This window comes from Collimonas sp. (assembly GCF_035566375.1).
In the GTDB taxonomy this organism is placed as follows: domain Bacteria; phylum Pseudomonadota; class Gammaproteobacteria; order Burkholderiales; family Burkholderiaceae_D; genus Collimonas.
Genome location: NZ_DATMRK010000039.1, coordinates 1 through 25038, shown reverse-complemented (window position 1 = coordinate 25038; position 25038 = coordinate 1). Strand labels below are relative to the sequence as shown.

19 protein-coding genes, 1 tRNA gene and 1 pseudogene are annotated in these 25038 nt (G+C 57.9%); 14 read left to right on the top strand and 7 right to left on the bottom strand.

The window, feature by feature from the left end; translation table 11 throughout:
- Nucleotides 1–131: 131 nt before the first annotated feature.
- From VNZ60_RS12610 to VNZ60_RS12595, 4 genes are read left to right on the top strand one after another with little or no spacing between them, the layout of a single operon-like run.
- The gene (locus tag VNZ60_RS12610) at nucleotides 132–785 is read left to right on the top strand and encodes a TetR/AcrR family transcriptional regulator (protein WP_325659626.1); all 654 of its coding nucleotides are present in this window, start codon (nucleotides 132–134) and stop codon (nucleotides 783–785) included.
- Between the two features lie 59 nt (nucleotides 786–844).
- Entirely contained in the window at nucleotides 845–1510 is a 666-nt protein-coding gene (locus VNZ60_RS12605; protein WP_325659625.1) for a protein-L-isoaspartate O-methyltransferase family protein, read from the top strand.
- Between the two features lie 7 nt (nucleotides 1511–1517).
- Nucleotides 1518–1841: a rhodanese-like domain-containing protein gene (locus VNZ60_RS12600; protein WP_325659623.1), complete on the top strand. Its 324-nt coding sequence runs from the start codon at nucleotides 1518–1520 to the stop codon at nucleotides 1839–1841.
- Between the two features lie 52 nt (nucleotides 1842–1893).
- Complete coding sequence (locus VNZ60_RS12595) at nucleotides 1894–3195, top strand: TolC family outer membrane protein (RefSeq protein WP_325659621.1); 1302 nt, start codon at nucleotides 1894–1896, stop codon at nucleotides 3193–3195.
- A 65-nt stretch (nucleotides 3196–3260) separates the two neighbouring features.
- Here the strand turns inward: VNZ60_RS12595 and VNZ60_RS12590 are convergent, their stop codons facing one another.
- Nucleotides 3261–3905, bottom strand: coding sequence for a TetR family transcriptional regulator (locus VNZ60_RS12590; protein ID WP_325659620.1), 645 nt, complete (start codon nucleotides 3903–3905; stop codon nucleotides 3261–3263).
- Nucleotides 3906–4141: 236 nt separating this feature from the next.
- Between VNZ60_RS12590 and VNZ60_RS12585 the strand changes: the two genes are divergently transcribed.
- The 3 genes from VNZ60_RS12585 to VNZ60_RS12575 are packed head-to-tail and all read left to right on the top strand — an operon-like array spanning nucleotide 4142 to nucleotide 9964.
- The gene (locus VNZ60_RS12585; RefSeq protein WP_325659619.1) at nucleotides 4142–5353 is read left to right on the top strand and encodes an efflux RND transporter periplasmic adaptor subunit; all 1212 of its coding nucleotides are present in this window, start codon (nucleotides 4142–4144) and stop codon (nucleotides 5351–5353) included.
- An 11-nt stretch (nucleotides 5354–5364) separates the two neighbouring features.
- Nucleotides 5365–8517 (top strand): efflux RND transporter permease subunit, encoded by a 3153-nt coding sequence (locus VNZ60_RS12580; RefSeq protein ID WP_325659617.1) that lies wholly within the window; start codon nucleotides 5365–5367, stop codon nucleotides 8515–8517.
- Nucleotides 8510–9964, top strand: coding sequence for an efflux transporter outer membrane subunit (locus VNZ60_RS12575; RefSeq protein ID WP_325659615.1), 1455 nt, complete (start codon nucleotides 8510–8512; stop codon nucleotides 9962–9964). Before VNZ60_RS12580 ends, VNZ60_RS12575 begins: the two co-directional genes overlap by 8 nt.
- 87 nt (nucleotides 9965–10051) lie before the next feature.
- Here the strand turns inward: VNZ60_RS12575 and VNZ60_RS12570 are convergent, their stop codons facing one another.
- From VNZ60_RS12570 to VNZ60_RS12560, 3 genes are read right to left on the bottom strand one after another with little or no spacing between them, the layout of a single operon-like run.
- Nucleotides 10052–10852 carry a YdcF family protein gene (locus tag VNZ60_RS12570; protein WP_325659614.1) on the bottom strand — a complete coding sequence of 267 codons (801 nt, stop codon included), beginning with the start codon at nucleotides 10850–10852 and terminating at the stop codon, nucleotides 10052–10054.
- Nucleotides 10853–10863: 11 nt separating this feature from the next.
- Entirely contained in the window at nucleotides 10864–12186 is a 1323-nt protein-coding gene (gene waaA, locus VNZ60_RS12565) for a lipid IV(A) 3-deoxy-D-manno-octulosonic acid transferase (protein ID WP_325659612.1), read from the bottom strand.
- On the bottom strand, nucleotides 12183–13064 hold the full coding sequence (locus VNZ60_RS12560; protein WP_325659610.1) for a Kdo hydroxylase KdoO: 882 nt from the start codon (nucleotides 13062–13064) through the stop codon (nucleotides 12183–12185). Before VNZ60_RS12560 ends, waaA begins: the two co-directional genes overlap by 4 nt.
- 240 nt (nucleotides 13065–13304) lie before the next feature.
- Here VNZ60_RS12560 and fdnG point away from each other — a divergent pair, with 240 nt between their 5' ends.
- The 7 genes from fdnG (at nucleotide 13305) to VNZ60_RS12525 (ending at nucleotide 22545) form a co-directional block, all read left to right on the top strand.
- A complete protein-coding gene (fdnG, locus tag VNZ60_RS12555; protein WP_325659609.1) occupies nucleotides 13305–16373 on the top strand; it encodes a formate dehydrogenase-N subunit alpha in 3069 nt (1022 codons plus the stop codon).
- An 8-nt stretch (nucleotides 16374–16381) separates the two neighbouring features.
- Nucleotides 16382–17344 (top strand): formate dehydrogenase subunit beta, encoded by a 963-nt coding sequence (gene fdxH / locus VNZ60_RS12550; protein ID WP_325659607.1) that lies wholly within the window; start codon nucleotides 16382–16384, stop codon nucleotides 17342–17344.
- On the top strand, nucleotides 17341–17982 hold the full coding sequence (locus tag VNZ60_RS12545; RefSeq protein WP_325659605.1) for a formate dehydrogenase subunit gamma: 642 nt from the start codon (nucleotides 17341–17343) through the stop codon (nucleotides 17980–17982). The genes fdxH and VNZ60_RS12545 overlap by 4 nt, the downstream gene beginning before the upstream one ends.
- A 21-nt stretch (nucleotides 17983–18003) precedes the next feature.
- Nucleotides 18004–18948: a formate dehydrogenase accessory protein FdhE gene (fdhE, locus tag VNZ60_RS12540; protein ID WP_325659603.1), complete on the top strand. Its 945-nt coding sequence runs from the start codon at nucleotides 18004–18006 to the stop codon at nucleotides 18946–18948.
- Nucleotides 18949–20424: an L-seryl-tRNA(Sec) selenium transferase gene (gene selA, locus VNZ60_RS12535; RefSeq protein WP_325659601.1), complete on the top strand. Its 1476-nt coding sequence runs from the start codon at nucleotides 18949–18951 to the stop codon at nucleotides 20422–20424.
- Nucleotides 20421–22379, top strand: coding sequence for a selenocysteine-specific translation elongation factor (selB, locus tag VNZ60_RS12530; RefSeq protein WP_325659599.1), 1959 nt, complete (start codon nucleotides 20421–20423; stop codon nucleotides 22377–22379). The genes selA and selB overlap by 4 nt, the downstream gene beginning before the upstream one ends.
- 70 nt (nucleotides 22380–22449) lie before the next feature.
- Nucleotides 22450–22545 (top strand) — tRNA-Sec (locus tag VNZ60_RS12525).
- A gap of 140 nt (nucleotides 22546–22685) precedes the next feature.
- Here the strand turns inward: VNZ60_RS12525 and VNZ60_RS12520 are convergent.
- The 3 genes and pseudogenes from VNZ60_RS12520 to VNZ60_RS12510 all read right to left on the bottom strand — a co-directional run.
- A complete protein-coding gene (locus tag VNZ60_RS12520; RefSeq protein WP_325659597.1) occupies nucleotides 22686–23489 on the bottom strand; it encodes a sterol desaturase family protein in 804 nt (267 codons plus the stop codon).
- 169 nt (nucleotides 23490–23658) lie between these two features.
- The gene (gene waaC / locus VNZ60_RS12515; protein WP_325659595.1) at nucleotides 23659–24669 is read right to left on the bottom strand and encodes a lipopolysaccharide heptosyltransferase I; all 1011 of its coding nucleotides are present in this window, start codon (nucleotides 24667–24669) and stop codon (nucleotides 23659–23661) included.
- Between the two features lie 197 nt (nucleotides 24670–24866).
- A pseudogene (locus VNZ60_RS12510) lies at nucleotides 24867–25038 on the bottom strand (phosphomannomutase/phosphoglucomutase); the annotation flags it as partial.

Sequence of the window (25038 nt, the reverse complement as noted above, 5' to 3'; positions counted from 1 at the left end):
TTGCAATCACCGTCCGTACTGCCAAGTTCCGATACACTGACCGACCTTTCTTGACACTCCTTCAGTTGCCGCTTACATTACTGACTCTTAAGTCAGTAATTAAGCAACCCAAATAAGCAAGCCAAGCATTCATGAACTGCCCTTTCAGCTCCAAACCCCGTTGGGCAAGACGCAAAGAAGCACGTCCGCAGGAATTACTGGCGGCCGCGCTGGATGTGTTTGTCGAACGGGGATTTGCCGCCACCCGGCTGGGCGATGTCGCAGCCCTGGCCGGCGTCTCCAAGGGCACGCTGTATCTGTATTTTGAGAACAAGGAAGAATTGTTCAAGGCGGTAGTGCGCGAAAACATGCTGCCGGTACTGGATGAAGCAGAAGACATCATTGACGGCTACAGCGGCTCCAGCGCCGATCTGTTCCGCGAAATCGTCCTGCGCTGGTGGCAGCGTATCGGCGCCACCAAACTGGCCGGCATTACTAAACTGATGATGGCCGAATCGGGCAATTTCCCGGAACTGGCAGCCTTCCATCGCGAAGAAGTCAGCAAACGCGGTGAAGCCATGATTGTGCGCATGCTGCAGCGTGGCGTTGAGCGCGGCGAATTTCGCGCGATCGACGTTGGCCAGACCGCCAATGTGCTGATCGCGCCGGTGATCATGCTGATGATGTGGCAACAACCATTAAACCCCTGCCATGTGGAAGCGGTTGATGCAACCAGCTACCTGGACAGTTTTATCGGCCTTTGCCTGCATGGCTTGCTCAGCCAGCCGCATGCCGGCTCTAAATAGGTTTTTGAGGGTGGCCTTTGATAGAATGAGCCCTTTATTTTCACTACCGAGCCATAACCATGAATATCGAACAAGCCCGCTTCAATATGATCGAACAGCAAATTCGCCCTTGGAACGTGCTGGACCTGGATATATTGGAATTGCTGGCGGTAGTGCGGCGCGAGGAATTCGTCCCCGCCGCCTACAAAAGCCTGGCGTTTTCCGATACCGAAATCCCTCTGCCTGGCGCCAACGGTGAAACCATGCTGACGCCCAAGGTCGAAGCGCGCCTGCTCCAGGAAGCTGCCGTAAAAAAACATGAACAAGTGCTGGAAATCGGCGCCGGCTCCGGCTACATGGCGGCCTTGCTGTGCTACAAGGCAAGGCATGTCACCACGGTTGAAATCGATCCCGAGCTGAAAGCGCTGGCTGAAAAGAATCTGGCTGCCTATGGCATCACCAACGTCGAGGTGGTGCTTGGCAACGGCGCCCAGGGTTGGGATCAAAGCGCCATCAAGACCTACGACGTGATCGTGATTTCCGGTTCGCTGCTGACCCTGCCGGATGCTTTCCTCAAGCAACTCAATGTCGGCGGGCGGATTATCGCCATCCTGGGCGAAGCACCGGTGATGTCGGCACAAATCATTACCCGTACGTCCGACAGCAGCTACAGCACGGCTCATCTGTTTGAAACCGACGTCAAAGTGTTGCGCGAAGCTGCTGTTCATTCCCACTTCAAATTCTAAACAAGCTATGCAACATCTCACAGCCTCAGAACTGGCCGCCTGGATCGCCGATCCGCAACGTCCTAAGCCCTTGTTGCTGGATGTCCGCGAGCCTTGGGAATACGAGACTTGCCACATAGGCGCCGCGCAGCTGATGCCTATGCAAACGGTGCCGGCGCACCTCAACGATCTGGAAGAGGATCAGGCGATCGTCTGCATCTGCCACCACGGCGCGCGCAGCATGCAGGTCGCTGCATTTCTCGAGCGTCACGGCTTTTCCGCGGTCAGCAACCTGACCGGTGGCGTCCATGCCTGGGCTCAGCAGGTCGATCCGGCTATGCCGACCTACTAGACCAGCCAGACCGATCGCCTACTGACCTGCCGCCACCGTTCCGGAGAGTGTAATGCGCAATACCCTGATGGCTTCGCTGATTGGATGTGCATTACTGGCCGCGAATGCGCACGCAGTTGATCTGGTTCAAACGTATCAGGAAGCGCTAGCCAACGATCCGGTGTACACCAGCGCACGTTATGCGCTCAGCGCCAGCAACGAAGCCAGTGTTCAGGGGCGCGCCGCCCTGTTGCCGACGGTCGGCGTCGGCGGCAACTACAGCCGTGCCGGAGAATCCTGGAAAACCATCACCAACAATTACAGCTTGCAGCTTACCCAGCCGCTGTTCCGTCCGGCTTATTGGCAGCAGTACCAGGAAAGCAAATTATCGGTCGCTGCCGGTGAAGTGAGATTTGCGCAGGCCCAGCAGGATTTGATGTTGCGCGTCAGCCAGGCTTACTTTGACACCCTGACGGCGCAGGACGTTCTGACATTTTTACAAGCTCAGAAAAGTGCGATTGCCGAGCAGTTGGCTTCGGCCAAACGTAACTTCGAAGTCGGCACCGCCACCATTACCGATAGCAACGAGGCGCAAGCCAGCTACGATCTGGTGATCGCCCAGGAAATCGCGGCCAGCAATAATCTGGAAGTCGCCCGCAATGTGCTGCAACAGATTATCGGCAAGCCGCCGGCGCCGCTGGCGACATTGCGTCCGGGAGTCCAGCTGAGCGCGCCGCAACCGGCTGCGATTGAAAACTGGGTGAGTAGCGCCGAACAGCAGAATTTCGGTGTGATCGGCCAGGAAATTGCACTGGATAGCGCAAAATACGAAATCAAGAGGAACCGTGCCGGCCATCTGCCGACGGTCGACCTGGTTGCCAGCCGTGCGCATTCCGATGTCAGCGGCAGTCCCATCCCCTTTTTCAACATCTCGCAGATGTCCAATTCTATCGGCGTGCAATGGACTATTCCACTGTATGCAGGCGGCGCGGTCAACAGCGGCGTGCGGCAGGCGGTGGCGTTGGAAGACAAGGCGCGCTCGGATCTTGAGAATGCGCGCAGGACCGCAGCGTTGAATGCACGCCAGGCCTATCTCGGGGTGAGCAGCGGCCTGGCTCAGATCAAGGCTTTCGAGGCTGCGGAAATCTCCAGCCAGTCATCGCTGGAATCCAATCGATTGGGATATCAGGTGGGAGTACGCATCAATATCGATGTGCTGAACGCGCAGCAGCAAGTGTTCTCTACCCGCAGGGATTTGGCCAAAGCACGTTATGACACACTGATGAATAGCTTGAAACTCAAGTCAGCGGTGGGTACCTTGAAAGAAGAGGATCTACAGCAAATCAACGCATTGCTGGTGCCGGCAGCTTACTGATAACTGCGTGATAACTGCGTGATAACTGCACGAGGGAAATTGAGCAGCGCTTAACTACACGCCGTTCATGCTTCACTATTTTTCAGCATGAACGGTGAAGTCTTGAACATGTGAATGCAGTTGTCGACCACTTTCGAGACGTTTTCGACGAGATCAAAACTGTGCGGACTGAAGGTCCAGTTGCTCAAGACGCCGAACAGCAGCCCTTGCACCATGAACGCAGCCAGTATCGGATCCAGTTCACGCGGCAACTGCCCTTTGGCAATCGCAAATCGCAGCAGACGTTCTATATCGGTACGGCCTTGCAAAAAACATTCGTGCTGGCGAATAAAAATAGGATCTTCCGGATCCACCAGTTCGCACTTGTGCAAAACGATTTCAAAAATCTTGCGCGACTCCAAATTCAAGGTCGCTTCCTGTAAAGTAAACAAACATCGGTTGCGAAACTGATTCAAAGGATCATGCGCATTCTCGTCGGCTGTTTTTTCGATCATCGCTTCCATCGGCAAGCGTACCCGTTCGCACATGGCGTCGAATAAATCGCTCTTGTTCTTGAAGTGCCAATAGATAGCGCCGCGCGTTACGTCAGCGGCACTGGCGACGTCGGCCAGCGTGGTGCGCGATACGCCATGCTGATGAAACACCTCCGCTGCCGCGTCAAGGATGCGGCCACGCGTTTCCAGTGCTTCTTCTTTTGTACTTCTAGCCATTTTTAGCCAACCTCCAAACTGTTACGATACTTTACGCATTCGCAGCATATGTATTTAACCAACAAAAACATACATTCATGCATGTATGTATAATAGCAGGATTCCGGCCGCTCCACCCGCCTTCTGGCAAAGCATCCGGTGCAACAAAGCAACAACTTATATATCCTATGTCATTTCCAGAAGCAGAGTTACCTGTCAGATTTGCAGTCTTTCCTCAATTACCGTGCGAGAATTTTATGAATTCAGTTAGCTCTATCAACCGTCTCACGCGTATCACCCTGGCTGTCGCGCTGCTGTCCGCGGTTGCCGCCTGCGGCAAGAAGCCGGATGCTCAAGGTGCGCCTCCTCCGGCCGGCGTTTCATTTGTCACTATCGCGCCAGAACGCCTGGCTCTCACCACGGAATTGCCAGGTCGACTGGAAGCTACCCGTATTGCCCAAGTCGGCGCACGCGCGGCCGGCATTGTACTTAAACGTGATTTCCGCGAAGGCAGCGATGTAAAAGCGGGTCAAACTTTGTATCAGATTGATCCGGCGCCGTTGCGAGCCGCCTACGATAGCGCGCAAGCTACATTGGCCCGAGCCGAAGCAAATCTGACTACCGCAACGCTGAAAGCACAGCGTTATAAACCGCTGGTGGAAGTCAACGCAGTCAGCAAGCAGGAATACGACGACACGGTTGCGGTGCAGAAGCAGGCGGCGGCAGATGTTGCATCGGCCAAGGCCGCACGCCAAACCGCCAGCCTCAACCTCGGTTACGCGACCGTGACCTCGCCAATTTCCGGCCGCATCGGTAAGGCCTTGGTTACCGAGGGCGCACTGGTAGGCCAAGGTGAAGTGACCCCGCTGGCAGTCGTGCAGCAAATCGATCCGATCTACGTCAACCTGACCCAGTCCAGCACTGACATCCTCAAATTGCAGCAGGCAATGAAGAACGGCCAACTGGAAAGCGCCGGCGCAGGCCAGGCCAAAGTCACCTTGGTGACTGAAGATGGCCGTACTTACCCGCAGACCGGCAAGTTGCTGTTTTCCGATCTGACGGTCGACGCTACCACCGGTTCGGTCACCCTGCGCGCCGAGTTTCCTAATCCTGACCGCAGCTTGTTGCCTGGCATGTATGTACGCGCCAAGCTGGAACAGGCTGTCAATGCCTCTGCCCTGACTGTGCCGCAACAAGCAGTCCAGCGCGACCTCAACGGTTCGTCGGTATTTGTTGTCGGCGCCGACAACAAAGTGGCAGTGCGCCCGGTCACGGCTGATGTTGCACAAGGCGACAAATGGATCGTCAGCGACGGCTTGAAAGCCGGCGACAAGGTGATCGTCGAAGGCATGCAAAAGGTCAAGCCAGGTGCTGTAGTCAAGCCGGCGCCGTGGAGTCCGGCTGCAGCCGCCGCGCCTGCCGCAGCCGGCGCCGCCGCTGCTGCATCAGTTGCATCATCTGCTAAATAAGGAGCCTATCAATGGGCAAGTTTTTCATCGATCGCCCCGTATTTGCGTGGGTGTTGGCCATATTCATCCTGCTCGGGGGTGCATTGTCCATCACGCAATTACCAGTGGCCCAGTACCCCTCGATTGCGCCGCCAACGATTGTAGTTAACGCTACCTATCCCGGTGCAACTGCACAAACCCTGGACGATAGCGTTACCAGCCTGATCGAACAGGAAATGAACGGCGCCGACGGTTTGCAATATATCGAGTCGCAAAGCCAGGCCAACGGCTCAGTGGCGATCACCGTCACTTTTACTCCGGAAACCAACGCCGATCTGGCAGCGGTGGATGTACAGAACCGCTTGAAACGGGTTGAGGCGCGGCTGCCTGCGGCAGTCACGCAACAAGGTGTGCAAGTCACCAAGTCGCGTAGCAACTTCCTGATGTTTATCGGCCTGTCTTCGTCTGACGGCAAGCTGGACCCGATTGCACTCGGCGATTATCTGTCGCGCAACGTGGTGAACGAAATCAAACGTGTGCCAGGCGTTGGCCAGGCGCAGTTGTTCGGTACTGAACGGGCGATGCGGATCTGGATTGATCCAGCCAGGCTGGTTGGCCTCAACCTGACGCCAGCCGATGTAACGGCTGCAATCACAGCGCAAAATGCCTTGGTCGCAGGCGGCACCATCGGTGACCTGCCTAGCCCTGGTACGCAGCAGATTTCCGCTACCGTGGTTGTCACCGGCCAGCTGAATACCGTTGAACAGTTCGGCAATATCCAGCTGCGCGCTAATGCGGACGGCTCGGTGGTGCGTCTGCGCGACGTTGCCCGTATCGAAATCGGCGGCCAGTCTTATGCCACCGCCGGCCGGCTCGACGGTAAGCCAACCTCCTTCGTCGGGGTGCAACTGTCGCCAACCGCCAATGCGCTGGGCACCGCCACCGCGGTCCATGCCAAGATGGCTGAGCTGTCCAAATATTTCCCGGCCGGCGTTACTTACACGATCCCTTACGACACCTCGAAATTCGTCAAGATCTCGATCGAAGAAGTGGTCAAGACCTTGGTCGAAGCGATCGTCCTGGTGTTCCTGGTGATGTATCTATTCCTGCAAAACATCCGCTACACCTTGATTCCGACAGTGGTGGTGCCGGTCGCACTGATGGGTACTTTCGCCACCTTGCTGCTGTTTGGCTTCTCGATCAACGTCCTGACCATGTTCGGCATGGTGCTGGCAATCGGTATCCTGATTGACGATGCGATCGTGGTGGTGGAAAACGTCGAACGCATCATGAGCGAAGAAGGTTTGTCGCCACGCGATGCAACCCGCAAGGCGATGGGCCAGATTACCGGCGCGCTGATCGGTATCACCCTGGTGCTGATCGCCGTGTTCATCCCGATGGCTTTCTTCAGCGGCGCGGTGGGCGCGATTTATCGCCAGTTCTCGCTGTCGATGGTGGCTTCCATGGTGTTCTCGGTATTGATGGCGTTTACCCTGACGCCAGCGCTGTGCGCCACCATCTTGAAACCGGTGGAGGCTGGACATCACCATGAGAAAAAAGGCTTCTTCGGCTGGTTCAACCGCAAGTTCAACGCTACCACCAACAGTTATCAAGGCTTTATCGCCAAGATGCTGGGCAAGACCGGCCGCTATCTGCTGATATATGGCGCGATCCTGGTGTGCGTCGGCTTGCTGTATGCGCGCTTGCCGGCATCGTTCCTGCCGGCCGAAGATCAGGGTTACATCGTCACCAACGTACAGTTGCCTTCCGGCGCCAGCACCAACCGCACCCTGGAAGTCATCAAGCAAATCGAAAATTATTACAAGAAATTGCCTGGTGTAGCCAATGTGGTGGCCATTACCGGCTTCAGCTTCTCCGGTAACGGCCAGAATGCAGGCCTGGTATTCACCCCGCTCAAGGATTGGAGCGAACGCGGTCCGGATCAGTCGGCCGACGCGATTGCAGGCAAGGCATTTGGTGTGTTCTCGCAAATCAAGGACGCCATCATCTATCCGCTGAACCCGCCGCCGATTCCTGAACTGGGTAACGCAACGGGCTTTACTTTCCGTCTGCAAGACCGCGCCGGCGTGGGACATGCGGCATTGACCGCAGCACGCAACCAGATGCTGGGCATGGCGTCGCAAAGCAAGATCCTGGCGGGGGTTCGCCCGGAAGGCCTGGAAGATGCGCCGCAGCTGCAACTGGATATCGACCGCGACAAGGCCAACGCCCTGGGCGTCTCGTTCAATGCGATCAACAGCGCGCTGTCGACCGCGCTTGGTTCGTCCTACGTGAATGACTTCCCGAACCAGGGACGTCAGCAACGGGTGATCGTACAGGCCGATGCACCGCAACGGCTGCAACCGGAAGACCTGGCCAGGCTGTATGTCAAGAACACACAAGGAACCATGGTGCCGTTCTCGTCATTCACCAGCTCGCGCTGGACCAACGGACCGGTACAACTGACGCGCTACAACGGCTATCCGGCGATGAAAATCTCCGGTGGCGCCTCGCCTGGCCACAGCACCGGCGAAGCGATGGATGAAATGGAAGCGCTGACTGCCAAACTGCCGCCTGGCTTCGGCTTTGAATGGACCGGCCAGTCGCTGGAAGAAAAGACCTCAGGTTCGCAAGCGCCGATGCTGTATGCATTGTCGCTGCTGGCGGTATTCCTGGTGCTGGCAGCCCTGTATGAAAGCACTTCCATCCCGCTGGCAGTGATGCTGGTGGTGCCGCTCGGGATTCTCGGCGCGCTGCTGGGGGTTACGTTGCGCGGCATGCCTAACGACGTCTACTTCAAGGTCGGGATGATTACCGTGGTTGGTTTGTCGGCGAAGAATGCGATTTTGATTATCGAATTCGCGAAAGACTTGCAAGCGCAAGGCAAGGGCCTGATCGAAGCGACGCTGGAAGCGGTGCATCTGCGGTTCCGTCCGATTCTGATGACCTCGTTCGCGTTCATCCTGGGCGTGCTGCCGCTGGCGATCAAGACCGGCGCTGGCTCAGGCAGCCAGCGTGCGATCGGTACCGGTGTGATGGGCGGCATGATCACAGCGACAGCCTTGGCGGTATTCCTGGTGCCGGTGTTCTTCGTGGTGGTGCGCAGACTCTTCAAGGGCAGCGAACGCCAACGCAAGCTGCATGCGGCCGGTCACAAAATAGATGTGGAGAATCAGCATGTTTAACCTGGCAAATTCGAAGGCAATTACGGCGTTATTACCCAAGCACTTGACCAGCGCCCTGCTGCTGGCAGGGGTCCTGTCGGGTTGCTCCATGGCGCCGACCTATGTACGGCCGGAAGCACCGGTGGCCGGCAGCTACCCGGCTGCCGCCGATGGCCAGGCGCAACTGGATGCAGTGGCGCTCGGCTGGCGCCAGTTTTTCCCGGATCAACGGCTGCAGGCGCTGATTGCCTCGGCGCTTGAAAACAACCGCGATCTGCGCACCGCCGCCTTGAACATCGAGCAGGCGCGCGCGCAATACGACATCACCGCGTCCGATGCGTTGCCGCATTTCAATGGCAACTTCAGCCGTACGCGCGGTCGCACCGCTGCCGATCAATTGGTTCCGGGTCAACCCGCTGTCGGCACGGCCTACCAGGTCGGTTTGAACATGACATCGTTCGAACTGGATTTCTTCGGCCGTGTCCGCAGCTTGAAAGATGCTGCGCTAGCTAGTTACCTGGCGACCGAAGAAGCACGCCAGGCAGCGCAAATCAGTCTGATTTCGCAAGTTGCGCAAGCTTATCTGACCGAACAGTCGCTCGCCGAGCAGCAAAGTCTGGCGCAGCAAACCCTGGATAGCCGGCTGGACAGCTACAAGCTGGACAAGATGCGCTTTGATGTCGGCGCATCGTCGGAGCTCGATCTGCGCAACTCCGAAACGCTAGTGCAATCGGCTCGGGTATCGCTGGCGTCGCTGGTACGCCAGCGCGGCCAGGCGACCAATGCCTTGACGCTGCTGGTCGGCAAGCCGTTGGGCGAGCTGCCGGCGTCGCAATCGCTGTCGGATGAGCAAATCGTCAGCGACATCCCGGCCGGCCTGCCTTCCGATCTGTTGAATCGCCGCCCGGATATTCGTGAAGCGGAACAGCAACTGCGTTCTGCCAACGCCAACATCGGTGCGGCCCGCGCTGCCTTCTTCCCTACCATCTCGCTGACGGCCGGGATCGGCAATGCCAGCACATCGCTGGGCAGCCTGTTCTCGGCAGGCAGCCGCACCTGGTCGTTTGTGCCGCAACTGACGTTGCCGATTTTTGAGGGTGGCCGCAACCGCGCCAATCTGTCGCTGAGTGAAATCCGCAAGAATCTGGCGATTGCCAGCTACGAAAAGACCATACAGAGCGCATTCAGGGAAGTTGCCGATGCATTGGTTGCTCGCAGCACGCTAGAAGAGGAGCTGTCAGCGCAGGATGCGTTCGTCAAAGCGCAGGAACAACGGGTGAAATTGACCGATCTGCGTTACAAGAACGGCATCGCCAGTTCGACCGACCGCTTGAACGCAGAACGTGATTTGTTCTCGGCGCAGCAATCATTGATTCAGACGCGGCAATTGCGCCTGAACAATGCGATCGATCTGTATCGTTCGCTGGGTGGCGGTTTGAATGAAAATACCGTGGCGGCAAAATCGTAGCCTGAGTTTGACTGCGTTTCAATTGCGCAGTGAAATGAAAAAACGCCGCACTTGTGCGGCGTTTTTATTTCAAGAACAAACTGCGAATCAGCTACCAACCCGCGCATTGCCAGCTGGCCGCGAATCACCATGGCGAGCTTTGTACCAAAGTATGCCCAGCCACTCATGCAGCGCATACTCGCTACGGCGCAAGCCCTCGCCCGACGGCAGAAAACTGAGAAAGGTTATCCGGTCCCGGCTAAAAAATATGGTCGGTGCAATCACCACATCCAGACCAGTATGAGCAAACATCATCTGGGCTCGCGGCATCTGCAGGGTATCGGTCACCAGTATGATTTTTTTCACGCCCGCTTGCACCAGAATCCTGGCTGAGAATTTTGCATTCTGTTCCGTATCGTCGGATGCCCCTTCGAGCCATTTTGCCGGTGTCGCAAAATCGTCGCGCAAGCTGTTTGCCATCACTGCTGCTTCGGATACTTTCGAACCCTCAGGCATTCCGCCCGACACCAATATCGGCAACCCGGTCTGGCGCTGTAATTTGGCGCCGTAGCGCAAACGCGCGAAAGTCCAATAGTTTGGAATGTCGTCGTCGCTATATTCAGGCGCATTTTCCAATCTGCCGCCGCCCAATATGACAATCGCCTGTGCACCGTTGGCAGCGCCTGCCGCCAATGGCAGTGCGCGTTGCTCCAGCGGCGTCACCAGCAACAGAGCGCCGGCCTTGCTGCTTAGGACCGCCAGCAACAGAAGCGACGCCAGGCTGACGGCCATGCCGACGCGTGGATAAACACGCCGCAGCAGCATGCCGGCGATGCACAACAAGATCAGATTGGTCGGCAGAAGAAATAGCGTACTGACCAGTTTGGTGACGATAAAAGTTGCATGCATGATCAACAGGATTAGATAAACGGCGCCAACAGCGCCATGGTGCGCGCGGTAGCGCCACGATGCTGTTGCGCGAATTGGCTGGCTTGCTCGCCCATCGTCTGGCGTTGCTGATCGGCCTGCAACAATTGCAGGGCGGTATCCAGCATATTATCGACGTCACTTACCCGTTGCGCCGCACCGGCGGCAATGGCTTGCTCGGTAATGTCTGAAAAATTGAAAGTATGAGGACCGATCAATACCGGCTTGCCGACCGCAAACGCTTCGATCAGGTTTTGTCCGCCCATCGGTAGCAGGCTGCCGCCGATAAACGCCACGTCGCAGGCAGCGTAATAGGCGAACATCTCGCCCATCGAATCGCCGACCAAGATCTTCACTTGCGGCGGCACCGGCTCGCCGCCCAGACGACTACGACGCAACGATGGCAAGCCCTTGGCTGCCGCCAACTCCGCCACTTGATCGAAGCGTTGCGGATGGCGCGGCACGATAATCATCAGCAAATTGGCATATGCCGGAGCCTCGCCACGCTTCGACCAAGCTTCAAGAATCAGTTGTTCTTCGCCATCACGAGTGCTGGCGCAGAGCAGCACCGGGCGCTTACCGATCTGCGCTCGCATTGCAGCGCCGACAGCCAATAAAGCCGCGGCCGGCGTGACATCGAATTTAAGGTTGCCGGTAACCTGCACGTTGCTGCCGCCGAGCTGCTGCAAACGGCCGGCGTCTGCTGCGGTCTGTGCGCCGACACAGGACATGCCGCCGGCGGCCTCGGTCATCAGCGTAGAAAAACGCTTGCCGCGACGCAGCGAACGTTCTGATAGGCGCGCATTGACCAAGGCCACCGGCACCTTGTAGCGTCCGCACTGGACGATCAGGTTCGGCCATACCTCGGTTTCCATCAGCACGCACAGGCGAGGTGAAAAATGACGCAGGAAACGCCCCACCATCCAGCCGGTATCGTAGGGCAGAAAACACTGCAACACGCGCGGCGATTTACCGAACAAGGCTTGCCCGGTGGCGCGGCCAGTGGCGGTCATATGCGTCAACAGGATGGCATGGTCCGGGTAGGCGTCGAGCATGGCTGCGATCAGGGGCTCGGCAGCGCGCGTTTCGCCGACCGAGACCGCATGTACCCACAGGAATTTTCCCGCTGCCAGCGGCGGCGCTAGCGGCGCATAAAAACCAATCCGTTCCAGCACATGCTGCCGGTAACCCGGCTCTTTACTGCCACGGCGCCACAAGCGCAGCAATACCAAGGGCATCGCCAGCCACCATACTGCGGAATACAACAAGCGGATGCGCCAGGCCCGCCCTGCATCAAAACCCGATCCAGCCTTCATTCGGTCAGCGCACGGCCAGTCAGACGCCGTAAAATCGCCAGCGGGCTGGCGTCGGGATCGTATTGCTTGGCGGCCGGCAGATGCAAGGTTTGCTCCATCATGTACTGGCCCGACATGACCGCATGCGGCGTCTGATCAGAAAAGCATACCCATACCGATCCGGCGGCAAATGGCTGCGTCACTTGCGGGCCGTCTTTTTGATAGGCCAGATCAGACTTCATGGCGTCATGCAATTGCAGCATCAGATGGTCGTATTCGCTACGCAGGGACTTAGTGACATGCAAGGCGTTCAAGGCCTGCGCCTGCCAGCGCGAATACGCTTTTACCCTAGGCAGGAAACGTTGCGCGACATCTTCGAATGGTTCACCGACCCGCCATACGCGCGGCACGCCGTCCGGATTGACATTGGCAAACACACGCAAGATGCGTTCGCCGTAATTGGGACGCGAAGGGAAAGCATCGACGTGCATGCGGCGATCATCGGCGCGCCAGGATTGGGACCGGGTTTCCACCTGCATCGGCCGATAGCTGGTCGGCGCCATGCGCAATTCGCTGCGCGTGTCGGCATAAGCAGGCAACAAGGAATAGATCAGTTGCTGTGCTTGCTTACGAAAGCGCCCGATCATGTTTGCCAAAGCAAGCTGGTCAGCCGCATCGCCTAGCGCACCTTTCAATCTGCCATTGGCGTCCAAGCTTATATTGCGGCTCTTGGGATCGCGGATTGCCGGCGTCAGAAAGCGCTTTTCATCGGCGCTAAAGGTAAAGCTGAGATGTGGGAAATACAGGACTTTTCCGGCTTCAAGCGCGGAAATCCAGGCCGAATTCGGCGTGTTTATCTGCCAGTCGGCAATATCGATTTCGAGAATTTGTTGTTCCATGGCCGTATTATGCCGCGTTGCAATGACGGCGTGAACCTCAGCATCAATCGCGATGAATTCAGCCTGAATTGCAGTTGCCAATTAAGCAATTTAAAAAGCATCCTATCGGCAAGGATTCAGAGAGCTCCGATCACACCCGGGCCGCGGCATTTCCCTCTGTTGACAAACAATAATCCATCCTATAATAAATTGGCATGCTTCGACACGATTTGGCATTAATGCACAAAGAGAGGTCTACCCATGGTTCACATGTCAAGACGCCAGTTCCTTAAAACGACTGGCGCTACCCTGGCAGGTTCGAGCCTGGCGCTGATGGGATTTTCTCCGGCGCCGGCGTTGGCGGAAGTGCGCAGTTATAAACTGGCGCGCACTACTGAAACCCGCAACACCTGCCCCTACTGCTCGGTCAGCTGCGGCGTCCTGATGTACAGCCTCGGCGATGGCGCAAAAAACGCCAAGGCCAGCATCATTCATATCGAGGGCGATCCGGATCATCCGGTTAATCGTGGCACGCTTTGCCCTAAAGGCGCGGCGCTGCTGGATTTCATTCACAGCCCCAGCCGTCTCCAGTTCCCCGAATACCGGGCGCCCGGCGCCAAGGAATGGAAACGCATGTCGTGGGAGGATGCGCTAAACCGTATTGCGACCCTGATGAAACAGGATCGGGACGCCAATTTTGTCGAACAGACGCCTGAGGGCCTGACCGTCAACCGCTGGCTGACGACCGGCATGCTGGCAGCATCGGCCAGCAGCAATGAAGTCGGCTACCTGACCCACAAAACCATGCGCAGCCTCGGGCTGCTGGCGTTCGACAACCAGGCGCGTGTCTGACACGGCCCGACGGTGGCAGGTCTTGCCCCGACGTTTGGCCGTGGAGCGATGACGAACCATTGGGTCGACATCAAGAACGCGGACGTGATACTGATCATGGGCGGCAATGCTGCCGAAGCGCATCCCTGCGGCTTCAAGTGGGTGACGGAAGCCAAGGCGCATAACAAGGCAAAGCTGATCGTGGTCGATCCGCGCTTTACACGTTCGGCCTCGGTCGCGGATTTCTACGCACCGATCCGCACCGGCACCGACATCATTTTCCTCGGCGGTGTAATCCGTTACCTGCTGGAAAAGGATCAGATCCAGCATGAGTACGTCAAGAACTACACCGACTTCAGCTTCATCGTGCGCGAGGATTTCACCTTCGACGACGGGATTTTCTCGGGTTACAACGCGGACAAGCGCAACTACAGCAAGACCACCTGGGATTACGAACTGGGCGACGACGGCTTTGTGAAAACCGATCCTACCCTGGCCCATCCGCGTTGCGTCTTCAACCTGATGAAAACGCACTACGAGCGCTATACGCCGGAAATGGTGGAGAGCGTGTGCGGCACACCCAAGGAAAAATTCCTGAAAGTGTGCGAGATGCTGGCGTCCACCGCCTCGCCGACGCGTGCCGGCACCATCCTGTACGCACTCGGCTGGACCCAGCATTCGATCGGCTCGCAAATCATCCGCACCGGCGCCATGGTGCAGCTGCTGCTCGGCAATATCGGTATCGCCGGCGGTGGCATGAATGCGCTGCGCGGCCACTCGAACATCCAGGGCTTGACCGATCTGGGCTTGATGACCAACCTGCTGCCGGGCTACATGACGCTGCCCTCGGAATCCGAACAGGATTATGGCAAATACATTGCCGCGCGCGCTAGCAAGCCGTTGCGCCCGAACCAGCTGAGTTACTGGCAGAACTACGGCAAATTCCATGTCAGCCTGATGAAGTCATGGTGGGGTGACGCCGCCAAGGCAGACAACAACTGGGGCTACGATTACCTGCCCAAGCTGGACAAACCTTACGACATGCTGCAGGTGTTCGAGCTGATGAACCAGGGCAAGGTCAACGGTTACATCGCGCAGGGCTTCAACCCGCTGGCGGCAGCGCCGGACAAGCGAAAAATCGGCGCCAGCCTGGCCAAGCTGAAGTTCCTGGTCATCATGGATCCGCTGGCCACCGAAACCTCCGAGTTCTGGCAGAACCACGGTGAATTCAACAACGTCGATCCGAGCCAGATACAGACCGAGGTGTTCCGCCTGCCGACCAGCTGCTTTGCTGAAGAAGACGGCTCGTTGGTCAATTCCGGCCGCTGGCTGCAATGGCACTGGAAAGGCGCGGAGCCGCCGGGCGAAGCGCGCAGCGATCTGGAAATCATGTCGACGCTGTTCCTGAAGATTCGTAAGATGTACGCCAAGGACGGCGGCAAATATCCCGATCCGATCATCAACCTGGCATGGCCTTACGCCAATCCGGAAAGCCCCACCGCAGACGAACTGGCCAAGGAATACAACGGCCGCGCACTGAGCGACCTGGCCGACCCCAAGGACGCCAGCAAGATCGTGCGCAAGAAAAACGAGCAGGTGGCCGGTTTTGCCGAGTTGCGCGATGACGGCAGCACCGCTTGCGGCTGCTGGATTTTCGCCGGCTGCTGGACCGAAGCCGGCAACCAGATGGCGCGCCGCGACAACTCGGATCCGACCGGCATCGGCCAGACCCTGAACTGGTCATGGGCGTGGCCGGCCAACCGCCGCATCCTGTATAACCGTGCATCGTGCGACCTCAACGGCAAACCGTTCGATGCAAAACGCAAGGTGATCGGCTGGAACGGCCAGAAATGGAGCGGCGTCGATGTGCCCGACTTCAAGCTGGACGAAGCACCAGAGGGCGGCATGGGGCCGTTCATCATGAACCCGGAAGGCGTGGCGCGTTTCTTTGCCCGCGCCGGCATGGCCGAAGGACCGTTCCCGGTGCATTACGAGCCTTTCGAAACGCCGCTCGGCTACAACCCGCTGTTTCCAAAGAATCCGGCGGCAACCAGCAATCCGGGTGCGCGCGTGTTTCCCTACGACCGCGCCATGTTCGGCAAGGCCTACGCCTTCCCGCATGTCGGCACCTCTTATCGGCTCACCGAACATTTCCATTACTGGACCAAGCATGCGCGCCTCAACGCGATTCTCCAACCCGAGCAGTTTGTTGAAATCGGCGAGGATCTGGCGAAGGAAATCGGCGTAGTCGCCGGCCAGCGCGTCCGGGTCAGCTCCAAGCGCGGTTATATCGTCGCCGTGGCCGTGGTGACCAAGCGCCTCAAGAAAATGATGATTGAGGGTAAACCTGTGCACCACGTCGGCATCCCGATCCACTGGGGTTTCAAAGGCCTGGCGAAACCGGGCTACCTGGCCAACACACTAACGCCTGGTGTCGGCGACGGCAATTCGCAAACCCCGGAATTCAAGTCGTTCCTGGTCAAGGTCGAGAAAGCATAGGAGCAGCCATGGCACTGCAATCATTAGATATCAAGCGGGTGTCCGCCACCACCACGCCGCCGCCTGGCGTGCGTGAGCCAGTGACCGGCACCGTTGCCAAGCTGATCGACGTCACCAAATGCATCGGCTGCAAAGCCTGTCAAACCGCCTGCATGGAGTGGAACGACCTGCGCGACGAAGTCGGCGTCAATGTCGGCGTACTGGATAACCCGCCCAACCTGACCGAACATTCGTGGACCGTGATGCGTTTTTCGGAATATGAAAATCCGAACGGCAATCTCGAGTGGCTGATCCGTAAGGACGGCTGCATGCACTGCGCAGACCCGGGTTGCCTCAAGGCCTGCCCTTCGCCCGGCGCAATTGTCCAATACAACAACGGTATCGTCGATTTTCATGAGGAAAACTGCATCGGCTGCGGCTATTGCGTGACCGGCTGCCCGTTCGACGTACCGCGTATTTCCAAGAAGGACAACAAAGCCTACAAATGCACGCTCTGCTCGGATCGCGTCGCGGTGGGCCAGGAACCGGCCTGCGTAAAAACCTGCCCTACCGGCGCCATCGTATTCGGCACCAAGGAAGACATGAAGGCGCACGCAGAAGAGCGTATCGTCGACCTCAAGGAACGCGGTTTCGACAAGGCCGGCCTGTACGATCCGCAAGGCGTCGGCGGCACCCATGTCATGTATGTGCTGCACCATGCCGACCAGCCGTCGCTGTATCATGGTTTGCCGAACAATCCACGCATCAGCCCGCTGGTCGGTTTGTGGAAAGGCGCCGCCAAGCCGCTGGCGCTGGCGGGCATCGCCTTGACTGCGCTGGCGGGATTTTTCCACTACATCAAGGTCGGCCCGAACCAGGTCTCGGCAGAAGACGAGGCCGCGGAACGGGAAGAGACCGACGTCAAACGGCGCGCTACAGAGCCGGTAACGTCGCCCGATCGCAACACCAACTCGCAGGACCTGCCGCCATGAACCACGCCGAAGCAGACGCAAAGAACGACACTATCGAACGTTACAACGCCAAGGAACGCATCAACCACTGGATCGTTGCCATCACCTTCGTGGTGTTGGCGCTGTCCGGGCTGGCGCTGTTCCACCCGGCCATGTTCTGGCTCAGCTTGGTGCTGGGCGGCGGCACCTGGACACGCATCCTGCATCCGTTCATCGGCCTGCTGATGTTTATCAGTTTTGCGGTGCTGGCGCTGGGTTTCTGGCGCTATAACCTGATCGAAAAAAATGACATTGCCTGGCTAAAGGGGATGCGCGATGTCGTCAACAACCGCGAACAAAACCTGCCGCCGGTGGGCCGCTACAACGGCGGCCAGAAGTTGCTGTTCTGGATGATGATCGCCTGTATGATTGGATTACTGCTATCCGGCATCGTTATCTGGCGCGCCTGGTTTTCCTGGATGTTCCCGATATTCGTGATCCGGGCGGCGGCAGTGCTGCATGCGCTATGCGGTTTCCTGCTTATCGTTGGCATCATCGTGCATATTTATGCCGCCCTCTGGATCAAGGGAACGGTGGGCGCCATGACCCGCGGCACGGTCAGCCGCGCCTGGGCGCGCAAGCATCACCCGGCGTGGTACAGGAAAATGACAGGCGAATGACAGGCGAATGAAGGGGCTACTTTGCAACGCATTCTCGAACCCGGTGAAATCGAAGCACTCGATCACAACGCGATTCCGCGGATTCGCCTGCCAGAGCGCGCCAGCGTATTCATCAATCGCGCGCGACGCCTGAAACAACTCGCGGCAGGCAACGCGATCGGCGCATACCTGAAACTGATGGCGGTGCTGGCAGAGGCGCAACAGCAAGCCTTGAACAAACTTGCCGACGCGCCAAACGACCACGCCCAGGACCAGGCCCGCATCAACCTCGCGCACGCGCATTTGATGCCGCTGATTCTGGCAACAGACCAGGTGCGCAATCCGCACTGGCCTTCTGTGCTGGATCAATTGCTCGAACACATCGCAACAGCCGGCGGCGGCCTCAACCTGCCGGCAGCCGTAACCGAACTGATAGCGCGTATCCAGCAAAGCAGCGCGAATCAGCGTGACAGCCAGGCCGAAGCCATCCTGCGGGGCAATCACGAGATCGTCGATCCAGCCACTGCGCCGATTTACAGCGCGGCCTTGCAGGTGGTGTGCTGCGATCTTGTGACCCGCTTCAGCGAACGCGACGTGCCGCTGCTCGATACGCCCGGCCTGTGCCCCTGCTGCGGTTCGCTGCCGGTGGCCAGCGTGGTACGGATGGATGGACAATCGCAAGGGCATCGTTACTTGCAATGCAGCATGTGCGCCGCCGAATGGCATATGGTGCGCATCAAATGCAGCCATTGCGATTCCACCAAAGGCATTGCTTACCAGGCCATAGAAGGCGGTTCGGCAGCCATCAAGGCAGAGACCTGCGACGAGTGCCATAGCTGGCTGAAAATCTTCTACCAGGAAAAAGATCCCTATGTCGAACCGCTAGCCGATGACCTTGCCAGCGTAACCCTGGACCTGCTGATGGGGGAAACCAGTTACCTGCGCCGGCACTGTAATCCACTGCTCTGGCAATCCATGGAGAATTGAATGGCTGCTGCAATCACGCCGACCGGGACGCCCACTAGCTCGATGGCTGCTGCCAGTGACATTCCCTCAGTTGACCGGGTTCTGAACCTGGAGGAAATCAAGCCTCTACTCGCGCAGTACGGCCGCACTCAGCTGACCGGCGCGCTACGCAAGCATCTGGACCAGCTTAGAGTCGATGCCGTGGCCGGAAAATTGGTACTGGCAGATGTCGATGATTCGCAGCTTGCCGCCATTCTTGACAAGCAACTGGCAGCCGCCAACCGACTGCACTTGCGTGCATTGTTCAACCTTACCGGCACCGTCCTGCACACCAATCTCGGGCGCGCTTTGCTGCCGGATGAAGCGGTGCAGGCGGTAGTCAGTGCGTTGACCACTCCCGCTAATCTCGAATTCGACCTCGACAGCGGCGGTCGCGGCGACCGTGACGAGCTGATCGAGGATGTGCTGTGCGAACTGACCGGCGCCGAAGCCGCGACCGTGGTCAACAACAACGCGGCGGCAGTGTTGCTGATGTTGAATGCGCTGGCGCAGAAAAAGGAAGTCATCGTTTCGCGCGGTGAGCTGGTCGAAATCGGCGGCGCCTTCCGGATTCCCGACATCATGCAGCGGGCCGGCGCAAAACTGGTGGAAGTCGGCAGCACCAACCGTACTCATCCGGCCGATTACGCCAATGCCATCACGGCACGCAGCGCGATGCTGATGAAGGTTCATTGCAGCAATTACGCCATCAGCGGTTTCACCAGCAGCGTCGACGTCGAGACATTGGCGCAGCTGGCGCGGCCGCATGGGCTCCCGGTCACGGTCGATCTCGGTAGCGGCACGCTGCTTGACCTGGCACAGTGGGGTTTGCCGAGCGAGACTACGGTGCGCCAAACCATCGAGCAAGGCGCCGACCTGGTCACCTTCAGCGGCGACAAGCTGCTGGGCGGTCCGCAAGCCGGCCTCATCGTTGGCCGCGCCGACCTGATACGCCGCATCAAGAAAAATCCACTGAAGCGCGCACTGCGTGTCGGCAAGCTCACCCTGGCAGCGCTGGAGCCGGTGCTGCGACTCTATCTGGCGCCGGAATTCCTGAGCGAGCGCCTGACCACATTGCGCCTGCTCACCCGTCATCAGCGCGCCATACGCAGCCAGGCCGAACGCCTGCTACCCATCTTGCAAAGCGTGCTGGGTAGCCACTATACGGTCACGGCTGAGGTCATGTTCAGCCAGATCGGCAGCGGCGCCTTGCCTGTTGACCAGTTGCCCAGCTACGGTCTGGCAGTGCGTACCCGCAGTGCCGCGAATGTCACCAACGCTGCCAATGGCGGCAAACGTCATGGGCGCGCGCTGGACAAACTCGAAAAAGCTCTGCGCCAGTTGCCGCGTCCGGTGATCGGACGCATCGGCAACGACACGCTATGGCTGGATTGCCGCTGCCTGGAGCAACGCGACGAAGCCCTGTTCAGCGCGCAGTTGCGCGCCATAATCCTATGATCGTCGGCACCGCTGGACATATCGATCACGGCAAGACCACGCTCATCAAAGCGCTGACCGGCGTCAATACCGATCGCCTCAAGGAAGAGCAGGAGCGCGGCATTTCGATTGAACTTGGTTATGCCTACACGCCGCTGGAGAATGGCGACGTGCTGGGATTCATCGATGTACCCGGCCATGAGCGCCTGGTGCATACGATGGTGGCGGGCGCCTCCGGCATCGACTTTGCGTTGCTGGTGATCGCCGCCGACGATGGCGTCATGCCACAGACGCGCGAGCATCTGGAGATACTGCAATGGCTGGGGATCAGCGCCGGCGCCGTCGCGCTGACCAAGATCGACCGGGTTGACGCAGCGCGTATCGCTGAAGTCGACGACCAGATCCGGCAATTGCTGGCCTCCTCGACGTTGGCCGGCATACCGGTTTTCCCGGTGGCGGCGCATGTTCCGCAAGATGCCGGAACCGCGGCGCTGCAACGCTATCTGCATGAAGTTGCACAGCGCCATCCAGCGCACCGCGGCGACGGCTGGTTCAGGCTGGCGATTGACCGGGTATTCACGCTGGCGGGACATGGCACCGTGGTCACCGGCACCGTGTTCTCCGGCCGGGTCGAGGTCGGTGACCATGTCGCATTGATGCCGTCCGGCGCCATCGCACGGGTGCGCAGCTTGCATGTGCAAAACCGCCAGGCTGCCAGCGGCCACGCCGGACAACGTTGCGCGCTCAACCTGAGCGGCATCGACAAGGACGCCATCCAGCGCGGCGACTGGGCTGCAGACCCACGTGCGATGACGCCGACGACGCGGCTCGATGCGGAACTGCAGTTGTCGGCCAATGCCGGAGTATTGTTGCGCAACCGCTCACCCTTGCATATGCATCTTGGCAGCTTGCACCAGCTCGCACATGTCACGCTGCTGGAGGGGAATACACTGGCTCCCGGTGGCCGCGCCAGAGTGCAGCTACAGTTTGATGCACCGCTCTGCGCGATTCCCGGCGATCGTTTTATCGTCCGTAACGCCCAGGCCAACATGACGATCGGCGGCGGCCGCATACTCGATCCATTCGCGCCGGCACGCAAGCGCCGCACTCCGGAGCGCAAAATCTGGCTTGATGCATTGGGGCAGATGGCGGACGGTCATGGCGTCACAGCGCTGCTGCAAGCCGCAACGCCAGGCGGATTGCGACTGTCGGCATTGACGCAATTGGCTGGATTGCCAGCGGCCGCATTGCAATTGCCCGATAAGGTGCAATTGATTGCAACCGGTACGCAGGAACAAGACAACTTCGTCATGCTGTCCACCCAATGGCAGTCGCTTCGCGCACGCGCGACAACTGCGCTGAGCGATTTCCATGCCCGCTTTCCGGACGAACAGGGTGTGGACGCCGCAAGGCTGCGGCGCATGACGCTGCCAACGCTGGATGCGGCTTTGTGGCTGGCGGTCATCGACTCTTTGCTCCGCGACGGCGCGATCCTGCGCAGCGGACCATGGTTGCACCTGGCCGGGCATGTGGTGACCTTGTCCGACCGCGAGCAGCTACTGGCGCAGCAGCTGCTGCCTGTGCTGGTCGCGGCACGCTTCGATCCGCCCTGGGTTCGCGAACTGGCGCAAACACTGGCGGCGCCTGAAGAACAGGTACGGCAAGTATTGCGCAAGATGGTGCGGCAAGGTCTGCTATACCAGATTGAGCCTGATCTGTTTTACCACCGTGACTGCGTGCGTGAATTAGCCGAACTGGTTGCCAGCCTGGCGGCCGGACAAACGCGGGAACATGAGGCCACGGCGCCCTCTGGAGCAAGCGGAACAAGCGGAATAAGCGCAGCACGCTGGCGCGATGCTACCGGACTCGGGCGCAAGCGGGCAATTCAGATCCTGGAATTTTTCGACCGGGTGGGCTATACCCGCCGCGTTCGCGACACGCACGTAGTACGCGCCGGTAACGTAGTCTCATTCTGAGACGAAAAACAGGAACGATAGACTGGCACTTTTAAAAAGCACGGCGAACGGTACAATACGGCAGCACCAAGGAAGGCATACGTATCCGGTGATGCGGCCGGGCTTCAAACCCGGTGGGGGGTGCCAGTCACTCCCGGGTAGGTTCGACTCCTGCTGCCTTCCGCCAATCGATTTGCTCTACAGGTTCTTCAATCGCAGAACTTACCTATGGATTCTTCCGAGAGTGAGCCTAAACGGTTGCCTTCAGCAGCTTTAGATGCTGCGATGCGAACGATTTAACGCAGTAGACCATCTCCCTTGCCCAACTTACGTTGTTATAGGTGGCGTCGTCAACACCGACCTTAATCGGTTTGCGCACATTATCCATGTGATAAGTGCCAAAGAAATGATCCCAAAACGAAAACAGGAATCCATAATTTTGTCCCAGTGCTCCAAGGCGATGGAGTAGTGTGTTCTGTGCGCTAGCGGAGAAATGAGAAAATATTCTCCTACTCTTCCCCAGGTAAACTTCAGCTGAGAATGGATCAGTAAAGCATGTAGCTCAATCAAGAACCCAAGGAGCAGGAAGGTGGTGGTCGGGGCGCCAAGAATACCCAACGGTATTGCGAAATACAGAGACGACCACGGGGCGACCAGCACGCTTTCGCGGTGGGCCGGAACGATATTCATCTCTGCCGTCGAGTGATGGTACTTATGAATTTCCCAAAGCACCGGGATCGTGTGCATGAACCGGTGCAGCCAGTAATCGAAAAAACTCTTACCGATTAAAAAGAAAGCAATTTGAACCGCCGGGTTTGCAAGACTGCCAGCGAGGTTGATGTTTAATAAACTCTTGTTAATTAACTGCCCAAACAAGTACCCACCGCCGAGGGTCATGACGTGCCCGATAATCCGAAGCACTCCGGACACATCCAAAATGTAGCTTAACAAGTCTTTTCTGGCCGATCTATCCTGGCTAAGGATGTTTGCAGTCGACGATTTCCGGTAACCCAGTATGACGATTTCGGCAATCAAAATACAGAGTACCGCAGCGAGACTTATCCAAACCTGCGTCTTCGCATTCGCATAAAGCAAATGAAGTCTCTCGGAAACATACTCAACACTAAACATGTTGTGACTGCTAATCTACGAAGGAGGTTGAAACCCAATTTATCGCCTTGATAAAAACCTTCAGCCCCCCCGTGGCGGCGGCACTTTCCGACTCCATAATTAATTACTTAACAGCTGCATCCATTTCTGGAGAAAGTCCCGCCCGGCCGACGGTATCGGTTCGCAAAAACTAGGCGATATTACTTTGACTTAGTCGCCCCTGAAGCACGTCAACCGCAACCGCAACCTCCTCGACCGTCGGCGAACTCCCCTCATTACCCAAATTGATAATTTGGTCCGACCAGTCTCCTTCTGTTTTCCAGCGTGGCGAATCGCAGTACAACTCAATGGTTGGTCGATTAAAGGCGGCGGCGATATGAGTCAGACCGGTATCGACGCCTACCACCAGCGATGCCCGCTGGGCCAGCATCACCGCCTCCATCAAAGGTAATTTAGGCAATACCCGGGCATTGCTCATCTGCGCCGCCAGCTTTTCAGCGGTCTGTTTTTCGGCCGCACTGCCCCATGGCAACAATATGGGCATGCCATTCGCCGCTAACTGTTGCGCAATCCTGATCCAGTTTTCAAATGGCCACTGTTTTTCTGCGCGAGCACTGCCATGGAAAAAGACCGCGTATTGCTGGCAGGGCAACCATGATGGTGACAGCTCGTGAGCCATCTCCGGCATCTGCAAATTGAAATCAACCGGACCATCAACGCTGTAACCCAAAGCGCGCGCGGCAACCTGACGCGCGCGCAAGACCGCAGGCGTGCGCAAGCCAACCGCCACACTCACCGTATGAAAGATCCGCGATAGCGGCTCGTAACCGGAGCCCTCGGTAGCGTTTGCCAGACCGACCCGTTTACCATTCGGTGCCAGACGTGCCATACGCATGACGACGCTGGTTTTCAACAAGCCCTGGGTATCAAAAATAATGTCATAAGCATCCTGCTTAAGCTGGCGACGGAAATGAGAAAATTCATGCCGGGTCACAATCGAGAACAAGTCTTCACGCCATCGTCGCAGTGCGATTGGAATGATCCTGCGCACCTCCGGATTGAGTCGCACCAAACTGGTGTAGCCCTCCTCCACCACCCAGTCGATATTGGCGTCAGGATAATGACGCCGAATATCGGACACCATCGGCATGTTATGCACCACGTCCCCTAGGGACGAAACGCGGACGATAAGGATGTTCAAGCTGATTTCAGTTCAATAGATAGTTAGAAAATAGGATGTATGCGGACTTCGGCGCCCCTCAATACGGCACTGTGCGCCTATTCAGTCGGAACGGTTGGTATTTATTTTCATAAATCCAGCGCGCTAGGCCGGGATTGCATCACAGCCTACCAAACTCAAGGCAATCGTAATGCGATATTGTTCTTGTTTGCGTAGGCCTAGAACGGCAAGCTTGCGTCCGGCTTCGCCGCCAGGATCACGCGCTTGAACTCTGCCTGTATACGCGCCAACGCCGCTTCCGATTCAGCCTCAAAGCGCATCACCACAACCGGCGTTGTATTCGACGAGCGCGCCAGCCCAAATCCATCCGGATATTCGACACGCAAGCCG

Excerpts from the sequence above, each read along its gene's own strand:
- VNZ60_RS12600 (WP_325659623.1), top strand. The coding sequence starts at position 1,518 with ATGCAACATCTCACAGCCTCAGAACTGGCCGCCTGGATCGCCGATCCG.
- VNZ60_RS12570 (WP_325659614.1), bottom strand. The coding sequence starts at position 10,852 with ATGCATGCAACTTTTATCGTCACCAAACTGGTCAGTACGCTATTTCTT.
- VNZ60_RS12605 (WP_325659625.1), top strand. The coding sequence starts at position 845 with ATGAATATCGAACAAGCCCGCTTCAATATGATCGAACAGCAAATTCGC.
- VNZ60_RS12590 (WP_325659620.1), bottom strand. The coding sequence starts at position 3,905 with ATGGCTAGAAGTACAAAAGAAGAAGCACTGGAAACGCGTGGCCGCATC.
- VNZ60_RS12520 (WP_325659597.1), bottom strand. The coding sequence starts at position 23,489 with ATGTTTAGTGTTGAGTATGTTTCCGAGAGACTTCATTTGCTTTATGCG.
- VNZ60_RS12595 (WP_325659621.1), top strand. The coding sequence starts at position 1,894 with ATGCGCAATACCCTGATGGCTTCGCTGATTGGATGTGCATTACTGGCC.
- VNZ60_RS12610 (WP_325659626.1), top strand. The coding sequence starts at position 132 with ATGAACTGCCCTTTCAGCTCCAAACCCCGTTGGGCAAGACGCAAAGAA.
- fdxH (WP_325659607.1), top strand. The coding sequence starts at position 16,382 with ATGGCACTGCAATCATTAGATATCAAGCGGGTGTCCGCCACCACCACG.
- waaA (WP_325659612.1), bottom strand. The coding sequence starts at position 12,186 with ATGAAGGCTGGATCGGGTTTTGATGCAGGGCGGGCCTGGCGCATCCGC.
- VNZ60_RS12545 (WP_325659605.1), top strand. The coding sequence starts at position 17,341 with ATGAACCACGCCGAAGCAGACGCAAAGAACGACACTATCGAACGTTAC.
- VNZ60_RS12575 (WP_325659615.1), top strand. The coding sequence starts at position 8,510 with ATGTTTAACCTGGCAAATTCGAAGGCAATTACGGCGTTATTACCCAAG.
- VNZ60_RS12585 (WP_325659619.1), top strand. The coding sequence starts at position 4,142 with ATGAATTCAGTTAGCTCTATCAACCGTCTCACGCGTATCACCCTGGCT.
- VNZ60_RS12580 (WP_325659617.1), top strand. The coding sequence starts at position 5,365 with ATGGGCAAGTTTTTCATCGATCGCCCCGTATTTGCGTGGGTGTTGGCC.
- VNZ60_RS12560 (WP_325659610.1), bottom strand. The coding sequence starts at position 13,064 with ATGGAACAACAAATTCTCGAAATCGATATTGCCGACTGGCAGATAAAC.
- selB (WP_325659599.1), top strand. The coding sequence starts at position 20,421 with ATGATCGTCGGCACCGCTGGACATATCGATCACGGCAAGACCACGCTC.
- selA (WP_325659601.1), top strand. The coding sequence starts at position 18,949 with ATGGCTGCTGCAATCACGCCGACCGGGACGCCCACTAGCTCGATGGCT.